Here is a 21,274-nt window from a genome sequence, read left to right on the forward strand (position 1 = left end):
GGTTTACCAAGCACAATGGCCCAATAGCATTTTTCCACCAGACCCGCCGCAAACAATTTACCCAGACGCCGCAAAGCCTGCCGGTGCCGCCCAAAGACCAGACAGCCACTGGTCAGTCGGTCAAGCCGATGGGCCAATTCCGGCAATCGTCGCGGATCAGAGCCAAGTTTTTCACGACAGGCCCCGATATGCAGACCATTTCCCGGTCCGCCATGTACGGCAATACCAGCCGGCTTGTCCAGGACCAGCAGCCAAGCATCCTGATACAGAACCCGCTTCAGCATCTGTGCAGGCAGAGAATCATTCATCCAGCAGAAAGCAATCCGCGGGGAGGAACGGAGAAACCGAGCCGTTCCAGCTCTTCAGCCAGATGACATGCCAGTCGCTCAGTCTGGGGAGCGACCTCGCCGGACAGCTCCAGGCCCATGGCCAGTTCAGTGGGTTCGATTCCGTAGAGGGTCATGGTTTCAGGCCGTTTTTCGGTGATGCAAGGCTGTGACAGAATGCTGGGCAAACCATCCGGGTTGAGGGCATTTTGATGGTTGATGAAGTCAGGAATCTCCCTGCCAACCAGTTTCAGGAGACTGCCCGGCTCAGCACCGGCATTGAAGGCATTGACCAGGATGACATGTTTGGCCTGGGAAATGGCTCCGTCCAGATCCTGTTCCATGGAAGCTCCGTCGCTGATCTGCACGCCGGGAGGAATCTGAAAATTGCGTTGCAGAATTTCCACCGTGCGCACGCCTGCGCCAGCGTCGCCCTGGTTGACATTACCGATTCCCAAAACCAGGACTTGAATTGACGACTCCTTTTGCAGCATCTGGACTTCTCCTTTCCTGGCCTGCCGTCGATTCCAGGTTTCGTTCATGTCCTGATCTGTTGTTGATTCCAGGTTTCGTTCATGTCCTGACCCCTTGTCGATTCCAGGTTCTCTCACACACGTCCCCTTGGTGTGGTAACGGTTTATAGCAAAAAGTTCTCGTATGTGACATTTTTTACCATTTCGTTACATTAAAGATGTGGATTGACTGGATTTGCGGATATGATCCGAATGAATTCCGGGTATTTATTTCCGGAAGTGGATTTCCAGACGACTGGCAGCAGTCTGGAAATGGGAAATAGAGTGGTCAGGAAGATTTTTTCCATGACGTTGCACGCCGGCTTGTGGCAAATTTACACGTTGAGATTGAGATTGGGGGCATTTGCCTGCTCAGGAATGCTTTCGGGAACAAGCCTGATAAAATTGTGATAACGGATGCGGGGCATTGCCCGCGAAGAGGAGGATGCAACCCTCATGAAACCTGATCCCAAAGCGGTTGATTCGGAGGAGTCGGAGGCGACCCAACTCAGCCCTGCGCTCCGGCCTGGCACTTTGCCTGGTCCGGTTGCCGACGGCGAGGAAGATGCGGGTGCGACCCAAATCAGTCCGGCACCTGGTCGGGTTGCGGATGATGCGGAGGATGCAGGGGCGACCCAAATCAGTCCGGCACTTGGTCGGGTTGCGGAGGATGCGGAGGATGCGGGTGCGACCCAAATCAGTCCGGCACTTGGTCGGGTTGCGGAGGATGATGAGGATGATGGGGGAGCAACCCGGATCACCCCTGCGTCCGGTCTGGCTGCCATGGAGGAGGATGGTGCCACAGTGCGGGCCGTGCCTCAGGAAGAAGACAACGACGGTGCAACTGTCCAGGCCGTATCCGGTATTGGGGGAGCAACCCGCACCTCGGTTTCCGCGACGGGTGGCGTTGATTATCGCAGTTCGAGCCGCACGGGTTCCACCACCGATGACACGAACCGGAGTGATCAGAAATCCCAGGCACCCGTCATACCGGAAAATGGCGATGCCTTGCCGGTCGGCCACATGCTCATGTGGTACAAGATCGAAAAGGTTCTGGGGCAGGGTGGTTTCGGTCTGACCTACAAGGCACATGATACCCGTCTGGACAATTATGTCGCCGTCAAGGAATTTTTGCCGACCCAGTTGGCCGTGCGCCGGTCGGATAAAACGATTCAACCCAAATCGCCGCAGCACGAAGAGCTGTTCGTCAAAGGTCGCAACCGGTTCTTGGATGAAGCCCGTACCCTGGCCAAATTCAAACATCCCAGTCTCGTGCGTGTGGCCACCTTTTTCGAAGAAAACAATACCGCCTACATGGCCATGGAGTATGAAGACGGCCAATCCCTGTCGGCGGTATTGAAAGAAAAGAAAATTCTGGAAGAAAAAGAGCTGTTGACCGTGGTCATTCCCCTGCTCAAGGGACTGAATGTCCTGCACGAAGCCAACATCATCCATCGGGATATCAAGCCGGACAATATTTTTATTCGCCACAAGGATGGTTCGCCGGTGCTGCTCGATTTTGGTTCGGCCCGGAAAACCGAAGAAGGGGGGGGAGGCGGGCACATGACGGCCATGCTGACGCCCAATTATGCCCCCATGGAACAATATTTCGAAGATGCCAGCCGTCAGGGTCCATGGACCGACATTTACGCGATGGGTGCCGTGATGTATCGCTCCATCAGCGGGCGCAAGCCTGTCGGGGCACCTCAGCGCAGCAGCGCCATCATGCGCAATCAACCGGATCCGCTTGTTGCCGCAGTGGAAGTTGGCAAGGGACGTTATTCGGAATCGTTGCTCGAAGCCATCGATCTGGCCCTCAAGGTGGTAGAAACGGATCGTCCCAAATCGATCCAGTCATGGCTGGCCACGGTCAAAGTGAGTCAGGCGGAAGGGGATGAACAGAGTGCTGCGGAACTCCTGGGATTCGATCTGGCCAAAATGCCGACCAAAACCAGGGCCATTTTTGGTCTCCTGGCGGGTATTGTGTTGCTGGGGGCTGGATCCACATTCTGGGCTTTGACGCGCGAAAGTGGCCCCCGGATCATCTCCGCCCAGGAAGAACTGGCCACCAAGGTGGAACAGGCACGTTCCTCAGCGATGGCCGGAAATGCCGAGGCCATGTTCCAGTTGGCAAAAATGTACGAAGAAGGGGCCGGTGTTCCAAAAAATCCGTCCATCAGCATGGATTGGCTGCGCAAATCGGCTGACAAAGGCTGGGCAGATGCCCAATATATGCTGGGCAATGCCTATTTTTCGGGTACCGGTGTGCCCAAGGATGTCAAGGAGGCTGTTGCCTGGATTGAAAAGTCGGCACGATCCGGTTCTGTATCAGGTCAGTATCAGTATGCCCAGTTTCTTCGGAAAGGCATTGGAACAACCGCCAATCCCCAGGAAGCCAAGGTCTGGTTCCAAAAAGCGGCCGAAGGGGGACAGCCCCAGGCGCAATATGAAGTGGCCCTTGATACGATCTCCCGCAAGGGAACTCCCGAGGATGAACGCAAGGCCTTTATTCTGTTTCTCAAGGCTGCAGATCAAGGTATTGGAGAAGCCCAGCTTCAGACGGCTATCCTGTTTGAGACGGGTCGTGGAACCCAGGCTGATCAGGGAAAGGCCAACCAGTATTATCGGAAAGCGGCGGCTCTTGGCAGCATGGATGCGCAGATTCGTCTGGCCAATCGGTTGTGGGATGGTGTGGGCAGCGAACGCAACATGAACGATGCTGCCCAATTCTTCCTGGAAGCAGCCCACAAGGGAGATGTGGAGTCCCAAGCGCGCATCGCCGAAATTTATGCACTCGGTCAGGGGTTGCCTGTTGACCATATCCAGTCCATGAACTGGTTCACCAAGGCTGCCGAAGGAGGGTCTGTGCGGGCCCAATATCTCCTCGGTGAAAAATATCTGAAGGGTGACGGCGTGTCACCCGACCCGGAAACCGCCGCCAAATGGTATTACCTGGCCGCACAGAAAGGCCATGTCCAGGCACAAACCCGGTATGCCATGCAGAAAAAAATGGGTATGGGCGTTTCGCGTGATCTGCCCGAAGCCATTGTCTGGTTTACCAGATCTGCCGAAAAAGAGGATGCCCAGTCCCAGAACCAACTGGGCACCATGTATGAAAAAGGCGAGGGGACCCCGGTCAATCTGGCCAAGGCTGTCCATTGGTATCAAAAAGCCGCCGAACACGGCTTGGCATCTGCGCAAACCAGTCTGGGTTGGATGTACGAAGAGGGGCGTGGGGTCGAGAAAAATTTGACCACAGCCGCCAAATGGTATCTGAAGGCTGCCATGCAGGGGGAAGTTCGTGCCCAGAACAGTCTGGGTTGGATGTACGAGGAGGGCCGTGGGGTTCCGAAGGATGTTGTCAAATCGTTTGCCTGGTACAGTCTGGCCTCTCTCAAGGATGACAAAGATGCCCTGCGCAATCTGGAGATGGTCGGCAAAACCTTGAATCAGGAACAGCGCCTCAAAGGTCGGGAACTGGCCCGCGAGTGGTTGAAGGCGCAGCAAACACCCAATGCCGCAGACAAGGAAAAGGGAACACCCGGACCGTGAGAATTTGCCGTTCTCGGTCAGCCGTTGTTCCCTTGTTTGACTGATTCGGTTGATTCAGACGTTGCAACCTTTTTCCGGGAGCTGCGCGACATCTCTCCAGGTGTTGCGACCCCTCTTCTGCGCGTGATTATTGGCCTTGCAGGGCTTTCATCATGTCGCTGTACCCTTTGAGGGCCTGGACGCCTTCTTCGATGGAGCTGACCTTGTCCTTGGCTGCCGGTGGGGCTTGATGCGGGGCTGCGGCCACGGGGGGTGCCGCCGCTACCTGAGTCGGTTGGACGGGGGCTTTTTTGGCGACGGCGACCGGGTTATGTACGTCAAGCCATTGACGAACATCACGTCCGGCAATCAAAACCTTGTCCTGGCGAATGGTCCGGATTTTGGCACCAGTATCGCCAAAATCGTCACCTTCCCGATACAGGCGTCCATCAATGACGGCAAAGCGATTTTCACCGGCAACATAGGCCATGGAGATGATTCTTGCCTGATAATCTTCTTTGGCTTGGCTCAGGATGCGTTCGGATTGTTCCAGTGCCTGCGAGGAAAACCCGACCATTTGCATGTTGATGTCACCGGTTACGGCCTGCTTTGGATTGTGCAACTGGTTGAGTCTGGGGTGCAACTGGCTGATTTTGGATCGCATGACTGCATCAATGGGCGGAATTTTTGGTTTTTCCCTGTTGATTTCATCCGAGATGGATGCAATTTTTGACTCTTGATTGGCCTCTACTCCGTACACGAATTCATACCCGTGATACAGACCGACCCCGAAAAATGAGACCACGAGAATCACGACTGAAACCAGGCCGATTGAATTTTTTTTCATAAATTGTGCCCACCTGAGGCTTTGTTTGTTAAGGGTGTGACAATCCGGGAAGTTTTGTGATTTTTCTCAGGTTTCCGGGATTTTATTGACGTTTTTTCGCAACCAGATATTCTCCTTTGATATTCAGAATCACTTTGCTGCCAAAGGCATCCTTTTTTTCTGACATGGTCGGAGATTCCAGTTTGGCCTTCGCAAGATATTCAGGAGAGGTCTCAGTGATTATTTCAATGTGTTCCGGGCTGAAATAATAATCTCCTCCGTGCATGATGTTGGCGATGATCAAACGGAAATCGTTTGCCTGCAACATTTTTGTGATGTTTTCTATCTTGAAGGAGAACCAGTCGTTTTCCGACGTTTGTCTGTTTTTGGCTTCGCTGATAAAGTTGCCAACTTCTTTGGAGAAGGCGTTGAAGGTTTTGACCTGGTTTTGAATTGTTTCCATGGATGCCCTGTATTCCTGAGCAGCTTTCATTTTATTATTGGCCAGGACGAGTTCATTGTACGATCCGAACGCCAGATTGAAGCTGTGAGGCAGGGCAACGGCTCCTAGAACGGATAGCAAGAGCAGGATAATTCGATTGACCATTCCTATTTACTCCAGAGTGCAGGTTTTCAAGTCGAGCCAAGCCAATCCAGGTCGGACTTTCTTTAATGTACGCGATTGCAGGTGGTTTTTTCCAGGAAAATATTATCGATATGCTGGTTGCTGCATGGGTGGCAGGCACGGCTTGTATCGGGGTGGTGATTCCATGTTCGGGCTTCCGGGTATCCAGGGTTTGCATGAAAAATCGCCGGGTGGCGCTGATGAACAGAATGCGGGGGGTGTCAAGCATGTTTGATACCAAAACAGGAACACTGATTTGTCGAGCAGACGCTGTGGTATGTCGAACCGAACTGGTGTGAATTATTTTGGTATATAATTTGCTTGACTTGCCCTGTTCCCTGCGTTTATCGCTGGCTTGTCCGGTCCGCATCATTCGGGCCGAAAATTTAATGATATGGGCAAATATGGTCTTGCAAATGAACCCAAATGGGTTAAGATAACCAAACGGGAAATTTTGTTTGAGTTTTTTCGGTTTTGAGCCAGGAATATCCTGGTCCCGGTTCGTCCAGATCTTGAGCAATTCATCAGAAGAGGAGAGATGGCTAACATGTTGAACAATAATAGAAACCAAAAAGAACAGGGCTTCTCCATGGTGGAGTTGGCCATCGTTCTGGCGATCATCGCCCTGATCGTCGGTGCCGTAGCCGTCGGCAAAGACCTCCAGCGCAACGCAGAGTACAGAAAGATTGCCAACAAGTTTATCGGCCAGTGGGCACAGGCCTACAATCAGTACTATGAGCGGACCGGCGTCGTCATCGGTGACAGCTTCGATACCCCGACGGGTAAAGTGAAACAGGCTGATACAACGTTCATGGGTGGGTCAACTCTGTCAAATGAAATGATCCGCTTCGGTATCCGTCTGCCCCAGGGGCAAGGTCGTGGAACTGGCGAAACATCCTCTGCCAGAGCGACGGAATATCGCTATCTCGACCAGTCCGGTGTGCCTCACCTCCTGACACTCTCCTTCGTCTACAATGGTTCAGCCAACAGCGCTGATTACAACAACCTGGTCGGTAACCTCATGTACCTGACCAACGTGACGCCGAAACTGGGTTCCACCACCGATGCCCTGATCGACGGTGTCGTCGAATACAACGGTGGCTACTTCCGTGGCAGCGCAGACTGGTCCAGTCAGAAGTCTGCCACGACGACCTACTCCTCCGAAGAAAGTGCCGAGCAAGATCTGACAGCAATCTGGAAAATGAACCAGTAATTTGTGTTTACTGGAGGTTTGCTGGAAATGGAAACGGCCCTTGGTGGGCCGTTTCTTTTTTGGTATTCCCTGTAGACACCAGGACAGGCGCATTTTTTGTATCAGTTTCTGTGATTTCAATATGTCATGAGCATTATGCCGGCAATTTCTAAAATTTAACATATTGATTTTACAAATATAATAATTATATATCCGATTGCCCTGGTATGGACTCCAATTTTTGATGCATTCATGAATAGACCTGTGGTAGGATGTGAGAACAGGTCACTAGACCTGCTTGTTTGGTGGATCTTGCTGTTACCGTTGACCAGTCGTTCGACATCCCGAAATGTGCGTACCTACTTGCAGGATGCCGGGGTTGACGCAAGGCCTTGGAAGCTTTCTCTGGGGCTTTTCAGAAAATCCAGAAATTTCATATGGAGTTTTGGCCACCAGGATGTGCGTGGGTCGTGTTGGCCATATTGAAAGTTCTGCCGGGGTTTTGTTTTTTTACTGGGAAGATTTCTGGTCCCGGGTGTCCATCGTCTTGATGAATCAAAGAGGAGGTTTGTTAGATGTCGAACAAAATCAATAGCAAAAAAGAACAGGGCTTCTCCATGGTGGAGTTGGCCATCGTCCTGGCGATCATCGCCCTGATCGTCGGTGCCGTGGCCGTCGGCAAAGACCTCCAGCGCAACGCAGAGTACAGAAAGATTGCCAACAAGTTCATTGGCCAGTGGGCACAGGCCTACAATCAGTACTACGAGCGGACCGGCGTCGTCATTGGTGACAGCTTCGATACCCCGACGGGTAAAGTGAAACAGGCTGATACAACGTTCATGGGTGGGTCAACTCTGTCAAATGAAATGATCCGCTTCGGTATCCGTCTGCCCCAGGGGCAAGGTCGTGGAACTGGCGAAACATCCTCTGCCAGAGCGACGGAATATCGCTATCTCGACCAGTCCGGTGTGCCTCACCTCCTGACACTCTCCTTCGTCTACAATGGTTCAGCCAACAGCGCTGAATACAACAACCTGGTCGGTAACCTCATGTTCCTGACCAACGTGACGCCGAAGCTGGGTTCTACCACCGATGCCCTGATCGACGGTGTCGTCGAATACAACGGTGGCTACTTCCGTGGCAGCAAAGACTGGTCCAGTCAGAAGTCAGCGGGTGCCACCCAAGCCTCCGAAGAAAGTGCCGAGGAAGATCTGACCGCAGTCTGGAAAATGAACCAGTAATTTGTTTTTACTGGAGGTTTGCTGGAAATGGAAACGGCCCTTCGAGGGCCGTTTCTTTTTTGGGGAGCATGGGGCTTCAATACCATGATTCGCCATCAAAAATATCAAAAAAACTCGTTGGCCTTTGACTCTGGGAGAGCAGCCATGCGCATCAATGGACGTGGTCAGGTGACCATTCCCCAGGCCCTGCGGGAGCGTTTTGGATTGTTGCCACATACCGAGGTTGAATTTGTGGATCGGAATGGAGAACTCGTTTTGATCAAAAATTCACAAGATCGGCAGAGTCGTCTGTGCGCCTTGCGCGGTCAGATCAAGAGTTCTCTGAGTACCGATGAAATCATGGCATTTTTGCGGGACTGACGTAAATGAAGGATTGGATGGCTGCATTTTTGACCGGGCGGGTTTTTCGTCAATATCGAGAACAGGTTAGCAACAAATCCCGCATGCTTGCAGACTTTATTATTGGAGCGCATGCGTCGGTGTGTGGGTATGGACTCATCAGTCGTGATCGTGATTATGGCCGGTTTTTTCACGTCGAATGGTTCGATACCTCGAAAAAATTGGATTCTTGACGCAGAATTTTAGCAGGCCGAGGCTTTTTTCCGAGGCTTTCCAAGAAATCCAGGAAGCTCAACTGAAAAATTTGACCACCAAGGGGGATATCGTGATGCTTAAAAGCGCCATGCGCGAGTTCAAGACCCAGATCAAGGGGAAGTTTCGTGAACAGGAAGCCAAGCTCAAGGGAGAGTTGCGTGAGCAAGAAACAGGATTGCAAGGGGAGTTGATCCTGATAAAATGGATGCTGGCCGTGGTCGTTGCCGTGACCGTGCTGCTGCCTGCTTTGAAGACGCTGCTGGGGTAGATTTCGTTCGACGTGCTTTGTGGCAGGATGTTCATGCAGCAACCTGCTCGAAAGAAAAGTGGGGTAAATCCGCTCGTTCCCGCGCATGCTCGACTGTCATCGCGCAAAGTTGTCCCTCTTCGCTGAATTCGATCAGTGTATTCTCGTCGATATCCCGCGACTCCACGGCTGTGCGCTCACAAAACTGGATATAAAGCGTGTCAGTATCAGGAAAATAGCGGATTTTCAAGGTGTAAATCCCCTGTCAAAGAAGGCATTATGAATGGTCTTTTCATCGTCCAGGAGAATGACTCGTAACCAGCGTTTTTCTGCCTCATGGATACAGCGCCAATGCCGATAACGTCCATCAGCTTGCCGTTTTGGATACTCTGGTGCCGATGCTGTTTGAAGAATCCAGTCCATGGCAATATTCGCACGATCCGGGCGTTGACGCATTGCGTGAAAATAGGCCGTAAATTGCCATCCCAATCAATTGCCTCAATAAATCATATTCGTTCGGTTGATCGGACCTTGCACAATCACCGCGTCACTTCCCGGGTTGTGCCACAGGAGCGGGAGTACGCATCTCCTGGGTCTGGGTGTGAAAATGGACTGGCACCGGCGGTGGGACGAATCGATTGATGGCTGCGACGCCGCTGAGAATGATGAAGCCGGTGGCGATCACCCATTTGATGGTTTCCACCTTGGAGGTTTCAATTTCCTTGCGTAATTCGGCTTTGCTCAGTTCGATCTCCTTACGCAATTCCACTTTGATCATCTCAATTTTATTTTCCATCCGATTTTCCATGCGAAGAACATCCCCCGTGGTGGCCAACTTTTTCTGTTCCTCATGCCGGGATTTTTCCACCTGTTGAATGACTCTGGAAATCGCCCTGGCCTGGGCTTCGGCCTGATTGGGTGGTACCCCGGCCGTCTCCAATTCCTTCACGAAGGCCAGGGTATCGAACGCGACATCGGCGATCATGTATTCCTCCTCGCCCGGATCCTCATTTTCCGGGTTGTGTCGCAGGAGCGGGGGTGCGCATCTCCTGGGTCTGGGTGTGAAAATGAACTGGTACCGGTGGTGGGACGAATCGATTGATGGCTGCAACGCCGCTGAGAATGATAAAGCCGGTGGCGATCACCCATTTGATGGTTTCCACCTTGGAAGTTCCAATGTCCTTGCGCAATTCCACTTTTGCCAGTTCAATTTGATTTCCCATGCGAAGAACATCCCCCCTGGTGGCCAACTCTTTCTGTTCTTCATGCCGGGATTTTTCTACCTGCTGAATGACTCTGGAAAGTGCCCTGGCCTGGGCTTCGGCCTGATTGGGGGGTATCCCGGCCGTCTCCAACTCCTTTACGAAGGCCAGAGTATCGAACGTGATGTCGGCGATCATGTATGGCTGCCTCTCCCTACTATATTGATATAGCGAACCCAGGATACACCAAAGAATCTGGGCAGGTCCAACGGTTTGTCATTTTTTTCTTGCCTTGTGACGGAACCATGCCTATCTTGCAGGCTTTACCGGTTTTTTAGGGGCCGGCAGTGCCGTTTCGGCAACTCCTCCATAAGCACCGGTTTTATTGTCAATGTGTTGCCTGGGAGTCATGAGGATGTCGCAAGCAGTTCGGGGTTCGGTCAAATGGTTCAATAATGCCAAAGGGTTCGGTTTTATCGCTCCCGATGAAGGCGGGGAAGATGTCTTTGTCCATTTTTCGGCCATTCAGGCCAGCGGGTTTCGCAGCCTGGAGGAGGGACAACGGGTGAGCTTCGAAGTGGTCCGCGGCCTCAAAGGGCTGCAAGCCGCGAATGTCAGCCCGGTGACCGACTGATCGTTCGTTTGTCCTGGTCCACGCAAAAACTTGAAAAACCCGAACCTTCCGGTCTCGGGTTTTTTTCTTTCCGGATACGTCATGGGCGATGAATTTACAGAAAAATCCTTTTTTCTCTCCGCCTTTCACGGGACCACCTTGACCTTTGCCCTGTCGGCGGAGAGCCATGTCGAGCCGGTGGCCATGGGACGTTTTCGTCGGGTTCTCGAAGAGTTGCTCTCCGCCGGGGCGCGGGCCTGGATCCTCTACCAGGAAATTCCGGAAATCCTCTCCGGCCTGGATGAACTGATTCCGACGGACAATCAACATACCCGGGAACAATCCAACCTCTCCGTCAGCCTGAGATCCCTGTGTCGGGGAGAGGAATCCCTGGTCCTGACCGGCGTGGGGTGCGCTGGCGGCGCACCATTCTGGGATCAGGTGGTCACCCTGACCACCCGTTTTCGGGTTTCACGGCTCGTCCTGCCACACCACAGCGGCGGAATTACCGATTCCCAAGGCCGGATCATGAGTTACGTCAACCACCGGTTTCTGGTCCGCCTGGCGCACGCGGGGCATGACATTCTGGGGCGCATCCATGCCTTGCTGACCGGAGGCGTCGCCGAAGTCAGTCTGTGTCGGTTGGCCGATATCGACCAGGAACTGTTCACGTACCAGGGAAGCGGGACCTTTTTCTCCTGGCGCCACTATTGCCGGGTCCGCCCCCTGGTCCTGAATGACTTTCCGCGCGTGGAAGCCATCATCCGGCGCGGCGAACGAGAAGGCTATCTCCTGCAACGCTCCGATGCCGAATTGGCCGATGTCCTCTTCAGCGGCTATGGGGCCTTTATCGGCGGCAATCACCTGGCCGGGATTTGTGGCTTGCTGTATGAACCCTACCAGGAGATGCGTGCCGGAGAGATTGTCTCTCTGTATGCCATGACCCGCTTCAAAGGCGAAGGGGTGGGCGTGCAGCTCGTAGCCAGGGCCAAACGGGATGCCCGACGCCTGGGGTTGCGCTATCTCTTTGCCTGCGCCCGCCGCCCCGGCGTGGTGGATTTTTTTTGTCGCAACGGTTTCTCGCCTGTTCCTCATGAACAGGTGCCCCCAACCAAATGGCAGGGGTATGATGACAAGCGCAAAGTGGATGTTGTCTGTGTACGCCTGAATCTTGCGGAGTGAAGCGTGGAACAAGTCTGGATCATCGGAGCGGGGGTCATCGGCTGTGCCTGTGCCATGCGCCTGCTCCAGGCCGGCTTTCCGGTCACACTGTTGGAAAAATCCCTTCCCGGAGCCGAATCCTCGGCAGCAGCAGCCGGCATTCTCGGTGCCCAATCCGAGGTTTCCGGTACCGGCCCGTTTCTGGATCTTTGCCTGGCCAGTCGCCAACGGTTTCCCGAATTTGTCCGGGAGGTTGAAGAGATTTCACGCATCTCCGTCGGTTACGAGGCCTCCGGAGTCCTGGAGGTGGCCCTGGATCCGGGCGAAGGTCGCCTGGCCGTCGGACGTGCCCAATGGATGTTGGATCAAGGTTTGCGTGTGGAACTCCTGGATCGGGAAGCAGCCCGCTCCCTGGAACCGGCCCTGACGCCACATTTGATCGGAGCCAATTATTATCCAGACGATCACCAGGTGGATCCGGTCGCCCTGTCTCGCGCCCTGGCTGCCACAGTTGCCCGTTTGGGTGGACGTTTTCAGGGTGGGGTCGGTGTGCGCGGGGTGCGTATCGAACAACAACAGGTTGTTGCCATCGTGAGTGATACGGAACAGATTCCGGCAACCCGGGTGGTCGTGGCCGGGGGTGCCTGGAGTGCGCATCTGGCGGGCATTCCCCCCTTGCGCACCACCGTCAAACCCATGGCCGGTCAGATTGTCCAGGTCGAAACCCGTCCCCCTCTGTTTCGCCATGTGGTTTACGGTTACAAAGGATACATCGTGCCGCGGGCCGATGGTCGTATCCTGATGGGGTCTACCCTCGAAGATCGGGGCTTTGACAAGGCCGTAACTGTGGCCGGGCTGCAACGTATCACCAGCATGGCCATCGAGATGGTACCGGATTTAGGGGTGGCCCGTATCCTGGATACCTGGTCCGGCCTGCGACCGGCGACCGGGGATGGCTTGCCGATTCTGGGGGGCGGTCCAGTGCAAGGCCTGTATCATGCGACCGGTCACTATCGCAATGGGATTCTGCTGACGCCCGTGACCGCCGATGTGATCACCACCCTGGTGGCGGGTGGCCAGCCTGCCCTGGATATCGCTCCTTTTGCCGCCGGATTGAAAAATTCGTAACGATTCAGTCCCCCCACTAAAAAACGTTTGAAAAACTGGGATGGAAGTCCAGGAGGAAGCGGCTCTGCCCTTCCTCTTGGCGGGGTTTGGGGCGGAGCCCCAACAGAGTCTTTCTTATCAATTTTTTTTTGCAATGGTTCTGAATAGAAACGAAAATCATATGAAAAATGGCAATGAAAATCCGGAAGGCAAGGGTGTTTCCTCCCCTGATTGTTTGTTCATACCCGTTGACCCGGAACAGGTCGCAAGAGAGCGCCGCAAAGCCAAGATATTGAAACGTTCCCAATGGTGGAAAAATCTCACGGGTCAGGGCAAATGTGCCTATTGTGGCCAACGCACCCCACCCCGGGAGCTGACCATGGATCATGTCGTGCCCCTGATTCGGGGCGGGTTTTCCACGCGCAGCAATTGCGTCCCGGCATGTCCGGCATGCAATCAGAACAAACAAAACCTGCCGGCAGAGTCATGGAAGGCGTTTCGGGAGGAGCAGGAGAACCAATAAGCACGTGCCAGGCAGAGCCGGTGCAGGGGAAGTCAATATACACATGTCGGGCAGAACAGGTGCCAGGGTGAGTCAATAAGCACATGCCGGGCTGAGTGTTGCCAGGGGGATTCAATAAGCACGTGCCGGGCAGAACCTGGGTCTTGAAAGGCGTGCTTGTGGATACGGTCGAAAAACGTGGAAGAAGATGTTCCGGGATGCCTGAAAGACCCGGGATTATCGATCCGACACAGGCACAGGAGGGGCGTTGGCCGGCATGTCGATTTCCCGGGAGCCGGGAGCCAGGCGCATGATGCCACGCAGCATGGGCAGGGTGAGAAACGTAGTGATGATCGCCATGAACATCATGGCCGAAAAACAGGAATCGGAGATGATGCCGGCTTCACGAAAGATGGAGAGGATCAGGACCTCCATCATGCCCTTGGTTTGCATGAGGACCCCCAGTTTGATGGAGGCTGGCCAACTCTCGCCGGTCCAGCGTGCCGGAAAGGTGGTGCCAATGAACTTTCCCGCCATGCTGACCAGGGTCACGATCAAGGTGATGGTGGCCAGATGGTCCGAGGTGACATCGAATGAGGTACGCATGCCCGTCAAGGTGAAGAAGAAGGGGAGCAACACGACCACGGTGATGGGTTCCAGACGGTCGATCAGGGTTTGTTTATAGGCGCGGGGAATGATCACGCCCATCATGAATCCCCCCAGGGCGACATGGAGGCCGATCCACTCCGTGGCGAGGGCCGAGCCAAAGACCGAGATGCATACCGTGATCAGACCGGCATCACCCAGAATGCTGTCCTGAACGAGGATGCGGCGCAAAAGCGGCCCGACCACGAATACCATGATCAGCATGTAGGGAACGATGGCCAGCGGGACCCAGAATGAACCGGTCAACCCACTGTCACCACCCCGGGTGGCCCCGGCCAGAAATATGGCCAGAATGGCCCAGAGAATGGCGTCATTGGTGGCGGCCATGCCCAGGGTGATGCGTCCCAGGCGGTGTTCCCTGAGGCCGGTTTCCCGCAGAATGGCACCCAGGACAGGCAGGGCTGTCACGCCGCTGCTCAAGCCGATGGCAATGGCAAAGTGCAGGGGTGTGGCATTGGGACCCACACTTTCCGGAAAGCGCCCGGCAATGAAAGCCCCGGTGAAGCCGCCGACGATGCTGGGCACCAGGAAACTCAGCAGGCTCACGATGGCAAAACGACGCCCCAGCGATTTCAGTTCGGTCGGATCCAGGTGCAGGCCGGTCAGAAAGGTGAACAGGACAATGGCAAGCCAGGCCGGTCCGGTCAGACTCTGGATGGAGTTGTTGGCAAACAGGACCGACCATGTCTCCGGTGCTACATGGCCCAGGACAGATGGCCCCAGGGTCACTCCAAGGAGAATTTGCAGCACGACCAGAGGAACCATGCCGTGAACACCAGGAATGCGCCATACCAGATAGGGCAGGCCAATGACCAGGAGTGCCTGGGTAAAAAATACGGCGCTGGCAGTCATTCCACCTCAACCACTTCTGCCGCGTCGGGTTCGTAGAAGGTATACCCGTTGCGCTGGCGATTTTTGGTTAGATACATGGCCTGGTCGGCCTTTTTCAGCAGAGTGACAGGATCCCGGCCATGTTCCGGGTGCAGCGCGATACCGACACTGGCTCCGACATGGCACTCCTGATCCTTGATCAGGAACGGCTTGCGTATCTGCTCGATGATGCGTTGCACGATACGCACGATATCGTCCCGACGCGATGGTTCTTGCAGGATCAGGGTGAATTCATCGCCACCCAGGCGCGCCACGGTGTCTCCTTCCCGCATGCAGGCACAAATGCGTTTGGCCACTTCCACGAGCAGCAGGTCGCCGGCCTCGTGACCCAGATTATCGTTGATTTTTTTAAAGTGGTCCAGGTCCATGAAGAGGACCGCCAGGGATCTTCCTTCACGGCGCACCTGCGCCAGGGAACGTTGCAGGAGTTCCTGAAAGAGCAGCCTGTTCGGCAGGCCGGTCAGTGTGTCGTGGTGGGCTTTCTGGCGTAACTTTTCTTCGGCATCCCTGAGCTGTTTTTCAATCTGACGCCGTTCGATGATGCCGGCCAGGGTGTTGGCAATCGTGGTCAGAAAGGCATCCTCCTCGGGGTTGCGGGGATGACCATCCGGGAGATACAGGTTCAAGACTCCCAGCAGACGTTCCCGGGAAAGGATGGGAATACAATAGTGACCATGGGGTTTGATGCCGTCAAAGGTGACATCGTGACGTTCATCTATCTGGCTGGAAAAGACAATTTGCCGGCTTTCCGCCGCACGACCACACAGACAGTATCCAATCGGAATCCGGGCGCAGGATGTCAATAACGGTGTGGAAAGATTTCTCTGGGCCAGCAGGACCAGCTCTCCCGTATCCGGGTCGGTGAGGAAGATGGAGCCTTTGGCAACGATGGAGAGCCAGGAAACGGCAAGGATGATATCCAAAGCCACTTCAAGTTGGTGTTCGAGCGTGAGGTCTTCAAGTCCGGTTTCCAGCAAGGCGCTGATGGCAATACGGGAAATCTGACTGTGCAACTCCCGGTCTTCTTCTGCCTTGCGGTCCGTGATGTCGCGGAAGACCACCACACCGCCCTTGATTTCCATGTCGTCCAGGATGGGAGAACAGGCGTACTCCACCGCAAAATGGGTTCCATCCTTGCGCCAGAAAACCTCATTCGACACCCTTCGGGTCACTTTCTCCTTGATCGACGAACAGACTCGGCAATCATGGTCCGGGTAGGGTGAACCGTCCTGTCGGGTATGGTGGATCAAGGCGTGGCTTCTTTTTCCCAGCAGCTCGTCCGGAGTCCAGCCCAGCATGCGTCCGGCGGCGGGATTGATGAAGGTGATCAACCCCTCCTGATCGACCCCGAAAATTCCCTCGCCGGCGGTTGACAGAATCAAATCGGTTTGATGATGCATCGCCCGGAGCTTGATGTCGGCTTCCTGGCGACGAGCCAACTCCTGTTCGAGAAGTGCGTAACTGTCCGTCAATGCCTGGGTCCTTTCCAGGACCTTGTTTTCCAGGGTACGCGATAATTTTTCCAGGGTTTCGCTGCGTTCCGAAAGCACGTCGTGGGACTCTTTGAGATGGATGCGCATCAGGTCGAGGGATGCGGCCAATCTTCCCAATTCATCCTCGCTTTCCAGGGAGATGGGTGTGGTCAAATGACCCTTGCCCAGGGATGTTGCCTGCTTTTCCAAAGACCGCACGGGATTCCAGACCATGTGTTTGAGAACCCAGACCAGGGTCAACAGCAGGACCAGAAACGAAATCACCGTGTCCAGGAGCAGGAAATGCAATTCCGAAGTGATCGAGCGTTGCGAGTCAAGGGTGGAAAAGCCCAGAATGACACTTCCCAAGGGTTCCAGGGAATTGATTGGCGAGAATATTTTGGAAAAAAAATACCGGATGTGCGCAGAGTCGGGATCGGGTACGGAATTTTTTTTGATCTCAAACTCCAGTTGGTTGGATTTGGTCAGCAAACGAACGACAACAATCTGGTTCTGGCTTTTGAGCAGATTGTTTGCGTACTCCCTCAAGATTTGAAAATTTTTTTTCGACAAAGGATCGGCGGCAAAAACGGCTGCCGTGTTGGTCAGGGATTGGGCATAACCATCTTCCCGCTCCCACAAGGCATGTTTGACATTTGTGCGGGAATTCCAATGTGAAATTGTTGAAATGATCACAAACAACAGCAACGCGATCAGACCAACCTTGAAGTCCAGCCGCATTCCCCGCCAATATCGCCTGATGAAAATATTGTTTTTCATTTTTGAAGCCGATTGGTCGATTATCATGACTTTGCAATGAAAGTGGATAGCCGTCGAGTAAACATCCATGGCCATCCGCACCTGTTGATGTCATGGCTCCATGCTTGGATCGTAGATGACAATATTGTTGCGGCCGCTTTTTTTGACAATGTACATGGCATGGTCGGCCTTTTGCAGAAGGGCATCGACGGTTTGCCCGTGATCGGGAAAAAGACTGACGCCGATGCTGACCCCGATATGACACGGTTTGCCCTGGATATCGAAAGGGGCGCTCAGAGCGAGAATGATTTTATTGGCCACGAGCAGCACGCTGTCAACATCGCCTATGGCTGGAAGGATCAGGGTAAATTCATCGCCTCCCAGCCGGGCCAGGGTGTCGGAATCACGCAACTGCTCCTTGACCCGGGAGGCGACGGCCTTCAGCAACAAATCACCCGCCTCGTGACCAAGGGTGTCATTGACGGCTTTGAAATGGTCCAGATCGAAAAAGCCGGTGGCCAATCTTTTTTGATGGCGGGAAGCATGGCGAATTTCCTGTTCCAGCAACTCCCTGAACAGCATCCGGTTGGGTAAACCGGTCAATGCGTCATGGCTGGCCATGTGCTGTATCCGGTCCTCCACCTGCCCACGCTCGATCAAACCGGCCAGGGTATTGGCAATGGTGGTCAGAAAGGCTTCTTCTTCCGGGTCGTGTTGATGGTGATGATCGACATACAGGTTGAGAACACCCAGGAGCCTGTCCCGCAACAGGATGGGGACACAATAATGCCCATGTTCATGAATTCCTTCGAAGGTGACATCATGCCGGGCGTCCAAACAGGAAGAGAATTCAATCTGTCTGCTGAGAGCCGCCTTGCCGCACATGCAAAAACCGAACGGGATGCGGCGACAGGCGTTCAGGAGAAAATTGTTCAAACCTTTGTGGACCACCATTTCCAATTCGTCACTATCGGTGGTCAGGAAGATGGAGCCCTTGTACTGCACGGCCACCCAGGGCACCGTGAGAATGATTTCCAGGGCCACTTCCAGCTTGCGATGCAATGTCAGGGCTTCGATGCCGATTTCCAAGAGGGCGCTGATGGCAACCCGGTTGACATAGGCCCGCAAGTCACGAGCCTCCAGCAGTTTGTGTTCGGAAATGTCACGGACAATGACGGTAAAATAATTGGTATGATTCCGGGTCCAATGGGAGAGAGAAATGGATACCGGGATCTCTTTGCCATCTGCCCCTTTGGCCGTACCTTCCAGGATGCCGGTACGGGCTGAATTTGGATCATAATTCAGGAATGCCAGGTGATTTTTCCGGGTGGAAGATTTGCTTTTTTTATCGACGAACAGCGAGGCGACGGGGCGTTTCAACAATTCATGTCTGGGCAGGCCAAACATGGTTTCTCCGACCTGATTGCAAAAATGAATATTTCCCCGGGCATCGAAGACCAGAACCGTGTCGCGCAGGGAGTGCATCAATGCCTGGGTGTTTTCTTCGCTTTCTTTGAGTTCCCTGGCTTGCTTTTCCAGGTCCTGGTTGCGATTGACCACCGTTTCGGTGAGATTTTCCATGGAAGTAGCCACATCGCTGATTTCATCCCAGACGCTGCCTTGCGTCAGGCGGAAGTGCTCCCGCATGGTTTGGGAAATGGCACAGGTATTGGAGAACTCTTCTGAGATTAAGCCAAGAGTCCCGATCCGGTGCGCCAGACGTACCGCCCAGGATCCCAGCGTCAACCAGAAGAGCAGCGTGATGGCCATGAAAATCAGAACACCGACTCCCAGAATTTCCCAAACAGAGAACAACGGAGCGCTCTGGTGCCGGATCAACAGGAGGGGAGGGCGTTCATTTCCGTTCCCCCAATTAAGGGTGACTTGATCGTAGCGGAATCCACCACGCCAATAATGTCTGATGCCGATTGATTCCGGACGTACATTGACCTGGCCATGGGAAGATGCAACGATCCGTTGGTCATACATCAGGAACAGGTCAGTCTTGGGCATGGCGTTGCGAAACAGCGTGGCATTATCCACGGCGACAAACAGTACCAGTTTTCCCTTGCCCTGTTTGCCGAGCCAGAGGGGTCTTTGGTACCATCGGAACAGGTGACTTTTTTCCGGATCGAGGAACCAGCCAGAACTGTTCGTGGCATCAAAGCCATCCTGGAATTTCAGATTGTTTGACGAGAGTTGGAAAAGAACATTGTGGTTCTTTCCCAAAACCAGGACCATTGGCGAGAACACCTGGTCATTCAGGCTCAGGGCCATTTGAAATTTGTCCCAGCCATCCTCTGGCGACGAAAAATAATTGGCCACTTCAATGCGGGCATGGATCCGAGTGACTCGTTCCTGCCACTCCTGGTCCAGAAGGACCATTTTTTCTGCGTAGAAGTTCTGCAATGAATCCATGAAGGCGTAAGCGGATTTGTCCAAGGCGGCATGCTGGAATCCGAAAACCAGGGCACCTATGACGACCACGACAGCAAAGATGACAATCAGGACTCGAGACGTGAGTTGATGTAACAGTTTATTGCGGCTGCGGTTGCGCATGGGCACCATTACCGGGCATCCTTGATACCTACCCAACGTCCATCAATCAGGTTTTCAATGTTTACCAGGGGTTCATGAGGATTCGCATTTGAAAAAAATTTCCTGGTATCATCAATCTGTTCCTTCTTGAATTGACCGTCTTTACTGAACAGGCGTGGATACTTTTGCAGACAAAGCCGGAGCATGTCCCGCTCCCGGGGATCCAGGATTTGAAGTTGGGCAACCAGCTCATCAGGGGTATGTGAGGCAATCCAGGTCAGGGAGCGACCCAATGCCCTGACCATGCGTTTGACCTTGTCTGGTTCATTGGCAATGACATCGGACCGGGTGGTCAGAGATGTATGCAGGAAATGGGCACCCGGGATGAGACCGGTCGTCTTTTCGTCGGCCAGAGAAGCCAGAAAAAAGACCTTGCCGGCGGCCAACATGCTGGAGGCAAAAGGCTCTTCGGATATGACGGCATCCATGCGAGCGTATTTGAGCATGTTGGTGCGTTCTTCCCAACTCTGCCCGGAAGAAATGATACGCACATCATCCGTTTCCAGTCCATCGGAGCGGAGCATGAGTTCAAGGAGTTGATGCGCCGCAGTTTTGGCATTGACCGAACTGGAATGGACACCAACCACGCGACCTTTGAGATCCGCGATCCGTTTAACCTGATTCTGCAATTCTGACCTGACGATCAAGACAAACAAAGGAGTGTCTGCCACGGCAGCCACAGCCACCACCTTGCTGTTGTGATCCTTGGTCTTCATGGACATGAGTGCGGTGAAGCCGACAGCGGCAAACTCACTGTTGCGGGAGAGCAATTGTTTGAGGACGACACCTCCCCCACCGGCGTGTTGCAATTCGACGGATATCCCTTCTTCGCGATCTGCACCGATTTTTGGGATCAAGTCGAAAGGCAGGTAGGAAAGATTGCGGGGACCGACCACGCTGACGACAATTTTTGGCAGGGGTGGATCGTCAGCCCAGGCGACATCAATCCACGAGAGACACGAAAAGGCCAACAACATCAATGATGTTACGAATCCTGATCCGGCCATGACGATGCTCCTCGAACCCACTCGCAGAGCCACGCGATTCTGCGTTCCGAGAGGATGTTCAACTTTATACGGGTATAAACTGAACCATGTCTCAACTGTGTCCCAAAATTTAAAAAAATTCAACACGAATTTTTTTATGGACAGGGATCGTTGACACTGGATTTTGGGCATTTCAAACCCGGGGTCTACGCAGATTGGGACC

At 53.8% G+C, this 21,274-nt stretch carries 21 protein-coding genes; 10 read left to right on the forward strand and 11 right to left on the reverse strand.

Annotated elements, in window-relative coordinates; translation table 11 throughout:
- A partial coding sequence (locus tag HQL65_05115) for an RNA pseudouridine synthase (GenBank protein ID MBF0135600.1) occupies positions 1-308 on the reverse strand: 308 nt, incomplete at its 3' end.
- Positions 305-937, reverse strand: a complete 633-nt coding sequence (locus HQL65_05120; protein MBF0135601.1) for a hydrogenase maturation protease — start codon at positions 935-937, stop codon at positions 305-307. The genes HQL65_05120 and HQL65_05115, both read right to left, overlap by 4 nt.
- Before the next feature lie 357 nt (positions 938-1,294).
- On the opposite strand from HQL65_05120, the gene HQL65_05125 reads away from it, so the two are divergent.
- Positions 1,295-4,390: an SEL1-like repeat protein gene (locus tag HQL65_05125; GenBank protein MBF0135602.1), complete on the forward strand. Its 3,096-nt coding sequence runs from the start codon at positions 1,295-1,297 to the stop codon at positions 4,388-4,390.
- Positions 4,391-4,517: 127 nt separating this feature from the next.
- On the opposite strand, the gene HQL65_05130 is transcribed toward HQL65_05125, so the two are convergent.
- Both HQL65_05130 and HQL65_05135 read right to left on the reverse strand, forming a co-directional pair.
- On the reverse strand, positions 4,518-5,216 hold the full coding sequence (locus tag HQL65_05130; protein MBF0135603.1) for a hypothetical protein: 699 nt from the start codon (positions 5,214-5,216) through the stop codon (positions 4,518-4,520).
- An 82-nt stretch (positions 5,217-5,298) separates the two neighbouring features.
- Positions 5,299-5,802, reverse strand: a complete 504-nt coding sequence (locus tag HQL65_05135; GenBank protein MBF0135604.1) for a hypothetical protein — start codon at positions 5,800-5,802, stop codon at positions 5,299-5,301.
- Between the two features lie 565 nt (positions 5,803-6,367).
- Here HQL65_05135 and HQL65_05140 point away from each other — a divergent pair.
- From HQL65_05140 to HQL65_05160, 5 genes are all read left to right on the forward strand, one after another.
- Entirely contained in the window at positions 6,368-7,033 is a 666-nt protein-coding gene (locus tag HQL65_05140; protein MBF0135605.1) for a prepilin-type N-terminal cleavage/methylation domain-containing protein, read from the forward strand.
- Between the two features lie 554 nt (positions 7,034-7,587).
- Positions 7,588-8,253 carry a prepilin-type N-terminal cleavage/methylation domain-containing protein gene (locus HQL65_05145; GenBank protein ID MBF0135606.1) on the forward strand — a complete coding sequence of 222 codons (666 nt, stop codon included), beginning with the start codon at positions 7,588-7,590 and terminating at the stop codon, positions 8,251-8,253.
- A gap of 144 nt (positions 8,254-8,397) precedes the next feature.
- Positions 8,398-8,613, forward strand: a complete 216-nt coding sequence (locus HQL65_05150; GenBank protein ID MBF0135607.1) for an AbrB/MazE/SpoVT family DNA-binding domain-containing protein — start codon at positions 8,398-8,400, stop codon at positions 8,611-8,613.
- A gap of 5 nt (positions 8,614-8,618) precedes the next feature.
- Complete coding sequence (locus HQL65_05155; protein MBF0135608.1) at positions 8,619-8,825, forward strand: hypothetical protein; 207 nt, start codon at positions 8,619-8,621, stop codon at positions 8,823-8,825.
- Positions 8,826-8,917: 92 nt separating this feature from the next.
- The gene (locus tag HQL65_05160) at positions 8,918-9,115 is read left to right on the forward strand and encodes a hypothetical protein (protein MBF0135609.1); all 198 of its coding nucleotides are present in this window, start codon (positions 8,918-8,920) and stop codon (positions 9,113-9,115) included.
- A 31-nt stretch (positions 9,116-9,146) separates the two neighbouring features.
- Here HQL65_05160 and HQL65_05165 read toward each other — a convergent pair whose 3' ends face one another.
- The 3 genes from HQL65_05165 to HQL65_05175 all read right to left on the reverse strand — a co-directional run bounded on the left by HQL65_05165 (position 9,147) and on the right by HQL65_05175 (position 10,494).
- A complete protein-coding gene (locus tag HQL65_05165) occupies positions 9,147-9,344 on the reverse strand; it encodes a DUF2283 domain-containing protein (protein ID MBF0135610.1) in 198 nt (65 codons plus the stop codon).
- Positions 9,345-9,641: 297 nt separating this feature from the next.
- On the reverse strand, positions 9,642-10,079 hold the full coding sequence (locus HQL65_05170) for a DUF1640 domain-containing protein (GenBank protein ID MBF0135611.1): 438 nt from the start codon (positions 10,077-10,079) through the stop codon (positions 9,642-9,644).
- A gap of 22 nt (positions 10,080-10,101) precedes the next feature.
- Positions 10,102-10,494, reverse strand: coding sequence for a DUF1640 domain-containing protein (locus HQL65_05175; protein ID MBF0135612.1), 393 nt, complete (start codon positions 10,492-10,494; stop codon positions 10,102-10,104).
- Positions 10,495-10,711: 217 nt separating this feature from the next.
- Between HQL65_05175 and HQL65_05180 the strand changes: the two genes are divergently transcribed.
- The 4 genes from HQL65_05180 to HQL65_05195 all read left to right on the forward strand — a co-directional run bounded on the left by HQL65_05180 (position 10,712) and on the right by HQL65_05195 (position 13,700).
- Entirely contained in the window at positions 10,712-10,930 is a 219-nt protein-coding gene (locus HQL65_05180) for a cold-shock protein (protein ID MBF0135613.1), read from the forward strand.
- 81 nt (positions 10,931-11,011) lie between these two features.
- Complete coding sequence (locus HQL65_05185; protein MBF0135614.1) at positions 11,012-12,091, forward strand: hypothetical protein; 1,080 nt, start codon at positions 11,012-11,014, stop codon at positions 12,089-12,091.
- A 54-nt stretch (positions 12,092-12,145) separates the two neighbouring features.
- Positions 12,146-13,198 carry a glycine oxidase ThiO gene (thiO, locus tag HQL65_05190; GenBank protein ID MBF0135615.1) on the forward strand — a complete coding sequence of 351 codons (1,053 nt, stop codon included), beginning with the start codon at positions 12,146-12,148 and terminating at the stop codon, positions 13,196-13,198.
- Between the two features lie 160 nt (positions 13,199-13,358).
- Positions 13,359-13,700, forward strand: a complete 342-nt coding sequence (locus tag HQL65_05195) for an HNH endonuclease (GenBank protein ID MBF0135616.1) — start codon at positions 13,359-13,361, stop codon at positions 13,698-13,700.
- A 216-nt stretch (positions 13,701-13,916) separates the two neighbouring features.
- Here HQL65_05195 and HQL65_05200 read toward each other — a convergent pair whose 3' ends face one another.
- The 4 genes from HQL65_05200 to HQL65_05215 all read right to left on the reverse strand — a co-directional run bounded on the left by HQL65_05200 (position 13,917) and on the right by HQL65_05215 (position 21,072).
- Positions 13,917-15,197 carry a cation:proton antiporter gene (locus HQL65_05200; protein MBF0135617.1) on the reverse strand — a complete coding sequence of 427 codons (1,281 nt, stop codon included), beginning with the start codon at positions 15,195-15,197 and terminating at the stop codon, positions 13,917-13,919.
- On the reverse strand, positions 15,194-17,488 hold the full coding sequence (locus tag HQL65_05205; GenBank protein ID MBF0135618.1) for a diguanylate cyclase: 2,295 nt from the start codon (positions 17,486-17,488) through the stop codon (positions 15,194-15,196). The genes HQL65_05200 and HQL65_05205 overlap by 4 nt, the downstream gene beginning before the upstream one ends.
- Positions 17,489-17,578: 90 nt before the next feature.
- Positions 17,579-20,035 (reverse strand): diguanylate cyclase, encoded by a 2,457-nt coding sequence (locus HQL65_05210; GenBank protein MBF0135619.1) that lies wholly within the window; start codon positions 20,033-20,035, stop codon positions 17,579-17,581.
- Positions 20,035-21,072 carry an ABC transporter substrate-binding protein gene (locus HQL65_05215; protein ID MBF0135620.1) on the reverse strand — a complete coding sequence of 346 codons (1,038 nt, stop codon included), beginning with the start codon at positions 21,070-21,072 and terminating at the stop codon, positions 20,035-20,037. The genes HQL65_05210 and HQL65_05215 overlap by 1 nt, the downstream gene beginning before the upstream one ends.
- Positions 21,073-21,274 lie beyond the last annotated feature (202 nt).

The sequence above is a fragment of the Magnetococcales bacterium genome (genome assembly GCA_015228935.1).
In the GTDB taxonomy this organism is placed as follows: domain Bacteria; phylum Pseudomonadota; class Magnetococcia; order Magnetococcales; family DC0425bin3; genus HA3dbin3.

Excerpts from the sequence above, each read along its gene's own strand:
- HQL65_05155 (MBF0135608.1), top strand. The coding sequence starts at position 8,619 with ATGAAGGATTGGATGGCTGCATTTTTGACCGGGCGGGTTTTTCGTCAA.
- HQL65_05125 (MBF0135602.1), top strand. The coding sequence starts at position 1,295 with ATGAAACCTGATCCCAAAGCGGTTGATTCGGAGGAGTCGGAGGCGACC.
- HQL65_05175 (MBF0135612.1), bottom strand. The coding sequence starts at position 10,494 with ATGATCGCCGACATCACGTTCGATACTCTGGCCTTCGTAAAGGAGTTG.
- HQL65_05200 (MBF0135617.1), bottom strand. The coding sequence starts at position 15,197 with ATGACTGCCAGCGCCGTATTTTTTACCCAGGCACTCCTGGTCATTGGC.
- HQL65_05145 (MBF0135606.1), top strand. The coding sequence starts at position 7,588 with ATGTCGAACAAAATCAATAGCAAAAAAGAACAGGGCTTCTCCATGGTG.
- HQL65_05195 (MBF0135616.1), top strand. The coding sequence starts at position 13,359 with ATGAAAAATGGCAATGAAAATCCGGAAGGCAAGGGTGTTTCCTCCCCT.
- HQL65_05150 (MBF0135607.1), top strand. The coding sequence starts at position 8,398 with ATGCGCATCAATGGACGTGGTCAGGTGACCATTCCCCAGGCCCTGCGG.
- HQL65_05130 (MBF0135603.1), bottom strand. The coding sequence starts at position 5,216 with ATGAAAAAAAATTCAATCGGCCTGGTTTCAGTCGTGATTCTCGTGGTC.
- HQL65_05135 (MBF0135604.1), bottom strand. The coding sequence starts at position 5,802 with ATGGTCAATCGAATTATCCTGCTCTTGCTATCCGTTCTAGGAGCCGTT.
- HQL65_05210 (MBF0135619.1), bottom strand. The coding sequence starts at position 20,035 with ATGGTGCCCATGCGCAACCGCAGCCGCAATAAACTGTTACATCAACTC.
- HQL65_05185 (MBF0135614.1), top strand. The coding sequence starts at position 11,012 with ATGGGCGATGAATTTACAGAAAAATCCTTTTTTCTCTCCGCCTTTCAC.
- HQL65_05180 (MBF0135613.1), top strand. The coding sequence starts at position 10,712 with ATGTCGCAAGCAGTTCGGGGTTCGGTCAAATGGTTCAATAATGCCAAA.
- HQL65_05140 (MBF0135605.1), top strand. The coding sequence starts at position 6,368 with ATGTTGAACAATAATAGAAACCAAAAAGAACAGGGCTTCTCCATGGTG.
- HQL65_05215 (MBF0135620.1), bottom strand. The coding sequence starts at position 21,072 with ATGGCCGGATCAGGATTCGTAACATCATTGATGTTGTTGGCCTTTTCG.
- HQL65_05205 (MBF0135618.1), bottom strand. The coding sequence starts at position 17,488 with ATGAAAAACAATATTTTCATCAGGCGATATTGGCGGGGAATGCGGCTG.
- HQL65_05170 (MBF0135611.1), bottom strand. The coding sequence starts at position 10,079 with ATGATCGCCGATGTCGCGTTCGATACCCTGGCCTTCGTGAAGGAATTG.
- thiO (MBF0135615.1), top strand. The coding sequence starts at position 12,146 with ATGCGCCTGCTCCAGGCCGGCTTTCCGGTCACACTGTTGGAAAAATCC.